The sequence below is a fragment of the Inquilinus sp. genome (assembly GCF_057815775.1).
This window is the reverse complement of the sequence record NZ_JBYRFX010000366.1, coordinates 1-3,187: the sequence shown is the minus strand read 5'-3', so window position 1 is coordinate 3,187 and position 3,187 is coordinate 1. Positions and strand designations below refer to the sequence as shown.

General features: G+C 70.6%; 4 protein-coding genes. 3 read left to right on the top strand and 1 reads right to left on the bottom strand.

Annotated elements, in window-relative coordinates:
• The coding region (locus AC3XYG_RS13170) for a hypothetical protein (protein ID WP_489140293.1) at window positions 1-254 on the bottom strand (254 nt) is incomplete at its 3' end.
• A 148-nt stretch (window positions 255-402) separates the two neighbouring features.
• Between AC3XYG_RS13170 and AC3XYG_RS13165 the strand changes: the two genes are divergently transcribed.
• The 3 genes from AC3XYG_RS13165 to AC3XYG_RS13155 all read left to right on the top strand — a co-directional run.
• On the top strand, window positions 403-1,230 hold the full coding sequence (locus AC3XYG_RS13165; RefSeq protein ID WP_489140292.1) for a cytochrome c: 828 nt from the start codon (window positions 403-405) through the stop codon (window positions 1,228-1,230).
• Between the two features lie 84 nt (window positions 1,231-1,314).
• Window positions 1,315-2,700, top strand: coding sequence for a dipeptidase (locus AC3XYG_RS13160; RefSeq protein ID WP_489140291.1), 1,386 nt, complete (start codon window positions 1,315-1,317; stop codon window positions 2,698-2,700).
• A gap of 217 nt (window positions 2,701-2,917) precedes the next feature.
• Window positions 2,918-3,187, top strand: a 270-nt coding sequence (locus tag AC3XYG_RS13155) for a hypothetical protein (RefSeq protein ID WP_489140290.1), incomplete at its 3' end; no start/stop codon positions are given.

Below are 3,187 nucleotides of genomic sequence, written 5' to 3'. Positions count from 1 at the left end.
GCCCAGGCCAGCCTGAAGCCGGGCAGCCGCAGCAGGGCAGCGATCAGTATCCCAGCCATCGCGGCCGCCCCGCCCAGGGCATTCCGTTCGAAGGTGAAGGCCCCACCGAACAGGGTGCCGCCGATCTCGACCGGTGTCAGCAGCCACAGGTCGAAGATGGCGGTCCAGGCGATGATTGCCGCCACCAGGATGAGGCCTGCCTCCCGACCGAGGATCGACCGGAAAACAGCGGGCCGCGGCACCATGCCGGTCATCTCAGGGATATCTCCATCGCGATTCGCCGGCCATCAGACTACCGGCCTGTGGCTTTTCCCGGGATGACGGATACCCGGAACGGTGCGGGCTGGCCTTGGGCACCGCAGGCATGATCTGCTGCACCGGGGTGTGGCGAAGGAAGGGTTTATGCGCAAACTGGTCCTGGCCGTGGCAGCCGCCTGGCTGGCCGTCGTGCCGGCCGTCGCGGCCGAACCCGTGCTGTCCCTGGCCATCGGCGAACAGGTCCGGGACTACAGCCGGGCCGATCTGCTGGCCCGGCCCGACACGGCGACGATCACCATCGCCCGGGACGTGGCCTACGGCACGGCGATGACCTATCGGGCGGTGCCGCTGGCGGCGCTGCTGGCCGGGCTGGCAGCGCCGCCCGACAGCGTGATCGAGGCGGTGGCCACCGACGGCTTCGCCGCGCAGCTGCCGGTCGACCTGCTCGCCAACACCGATGCGCGGCAGGCCGTGGCCTGGGTCGCGGTCGAGCCGGCGGACGCCCCGTGGCCGGCACTGCCCGGCAAGACCGTCAGCGCCGGTCCGTTCTACCTGGTCTGGACCGGCGACCGGGGGTCGATGATCCGCAGCGAGCAATGGCCGTTCCAGATGGCCCGGCTGTCGAGCCAGCCCTCCCCGGCCCGGCGCTGGCCGCAGCTGGCGGTCGACCCTGCCCTGCCGGCGGGCGATCCGGTCCGGGCCGGGCAGGTCCTGTTCGTCACCGAATGCATGGTCTGCCACCGGCTGAACGGCGCCGGGTCGGCCGATGTCGGGCCCGATCTGAACCGGCCGATGAACCCGACCCGGTACTTCGCGCCGGGGGCGCTGCACGCCCTGATCCGCAACCCCGCCGCGGTGCGCGACTGGCCCGGGCGGCGGATGCCCGGATTCGCGCCGGAGCAGTTGAGCGACCGGGAGATCGACCTGGTGATCGCCTACCTCACCCACATGGCGGCACGGCCGGCACCGTAGCGGGGCCCGCGTCACGGCAGGTGAATCCACGCCGGCTTCCCTGCTAGGGTCGCGCCAGCTTCCGATCTTCCGAGGATATTGCCCGTGAGCACGCTCGATCAGGTTCTGTCGGCCGTCGATGCCGGCTTCGACTCCAGCCTCGACCGGCTGATGGCGTTCCTGCGCCTGCAAAGCATCTCGACCGACCCGGCCTACAAGGACCAGTGCCGCGCCGCCGCCGAATGGCTGGCCGCCGGCCTGGGCGAGGTCGGCTTCGACGCCGCCGTGCGCCCGACCACCGGCCACCCGATGGTGGTCGGCCGCGCCACCGACCACGGCACCGGCCCGTCGGTGCTGTTCTACGGCCATTACGACGTCCAGCCGGTCGACCCGCTGGACCTGTGGCACGCCCCGCCCTTCGAGCCGCGGATCGAGACCGGCGCCGACGGCCTGAAGGTGATCCGCGCCCGCGGCGCCGCCGACGACAAAGGCCAGCTGATGACCTTCGTCGAGGCCTGCCGCGCCTGGAAGGCGGTGACCGGGTCGCTGCCCCTGCCGATCACGGTGTTCTGCGAGGGCGAGGAGGAATCCGGCAGCCCCAGCCTGAACCCGTTCCTGGAGGCCAATCGCGAGGAGCTGTCGCAGGACCTCGCCCTGATCTGCGACACCGGCATGTGGGACGCGCAGACCCCGGCGATCACCACCAGCCTGCGCGGCATGGTCTATGAGCAGGTGACGATCACCGCGGCCAGCCGCGACCTGCATTCCGGCATCTATGGCGGCTCCGCCCGCAACCCGATCCATGTGCTGACCCGGATCCTGGCCGACCTGCGCGACGATGACGGCCGCATCACCGTGCCCGGCTTCTATGACGGCGTGGCCGAGGCGCCGACCCAGCTGAAGGCACAGTGGCAGTCGATGGGCTTCGACGAGGCCGAGTCGCTGCGCCAGATCGGCCTGTCGATCCCGGCCGGCGAGCGCGGCCGGCCGGCGCTGGAGCGGCTGTGGGCGCGGCCGACCTGCGACGTCAACGGCATCTGGGGTGGCTATACCGGCGAGGGCGCCAAGACGGTGATCCCGTCCAAGGCCTTCGCCAAGGTGTCTTTCCGGCTGGTCAGCGACCAGGACCCGACCAAGATCCGCGACGCCTTCCACGAGTTCGTGACGTCCCGCCTGCCGGCCGACTGCACGGCCGAGTTCTGGTCGCGCGACGGCAGCCCGGCCCTGTCGCTTGCGATCGACAGCCCGGCCCTGACCCGCACGCGCGCGGCGCTGCAGGACGAATGGGGCCGGCCGGCGATGCTGATCGGCTCCGGTGGCTCGATCCCGGTGGTCGGGTCGTTCAAGACGATCCTGGGCATGGATTCGGTGATGGTCGGCTTCGGCCTCGACGACGACCAGATCCACAGCCCGAACGAGAAGTACAACCTGACCAGCTTCCACAAGGGCATCCGCTCCTGGGTGCGGATCCTGGCGGCGCTGGCGGAGTAGGACGGGCCGAACCGACCCGGCCTCTTCGGCTGGGTGCGCGCCCGTGAACCCATCGACGCCCCCTCACCGTCATTGCGAGGAGGCGAAGCCGACGAAGCAATCCATCGGCCCGTACGAACGGCTGCATGGGTTGCTTCGCTGCGCTCGCAATGACGGTGAAGTGAGGGTCACGTTTCGTTCATTGCGCCCATCCGGGTCGTTCGTTCATGATCTGTTCATGACCATCGCCCCAACCTCCCCCACGCCAGCCGAACCGGCCGATCCAGGCCGGGCGCTGGCGTTGCGGCAGATCCAGCGGCTGGATCGGCTGGCCGAGATGGCTATGGAGCAGGCCGAGGTGATGCATGCTGACGCGACGCACGCCGAGGTTATGGATCCGGTGCCGGCCGAGCCCGGCAAGCCCGACCCGGATGCCGCCCGCGTCCGGATCACGGAGGCCAGGGCCGCGTTCCAGCGCCACGCCCGGGTGGTCGTCCAGATCACGGCG